Here is a 289-nt window from a genome sequence, read left to right as displayed (position 1 = left end):
GCTGTTATGGCGAACCAGAACAACCCTCTGCATCAGATTGGTTTCATTCACTTCGTTAAGCGGTACACTACCGATGGTGATTTCTCCGCTGTATCCCCGGTTCTTTGCTGCAAGCATTCCAGCGATTGTACTCTTACCACATCCGGATTCACCAACCAGTGATACAAAACTTCCTGCCGGAAGATTTAAATTGATTCCTTTTAGAATCTCTCTGTCCTCTTCATAAGAAAAATGAACATCTTTTAATGTAATATCTAACGCTCCGTCCGGCAGTGTTTTTTCTCCTGCC

General features: G+C 43.6%; 1 protein-coding gene. It reads right to left on the bottom strand.

Annotation, left to right across the window (positions count from 1 at the left end):
- Positions 1–289, bottom strand: a 289-nt coding sequence (locus PZH32_RS13820; RefSeq protein WP_275208839.1) for an ATP-binding cassette domain-containing protein, incomplete at both ends; no start/stop codon positions are given.

The sequence above is a fragment of the Adlercreutzia equolifaciens genome (assembly GCF_029076695.1).
Classification (GTDB): domain Bacteria; phylum Actinomycetota; class Coriobacteriia; order Coriobacteriales; family Eggerthellaceae; genus Adlercreutzia; species Adlercreutzia equolifaciens_A.
The sequence above is the reverse complement of the archived record's forward strand: the minus strand, read 5'-3'. Positions and strand labels throughout refer to the sequence as shown.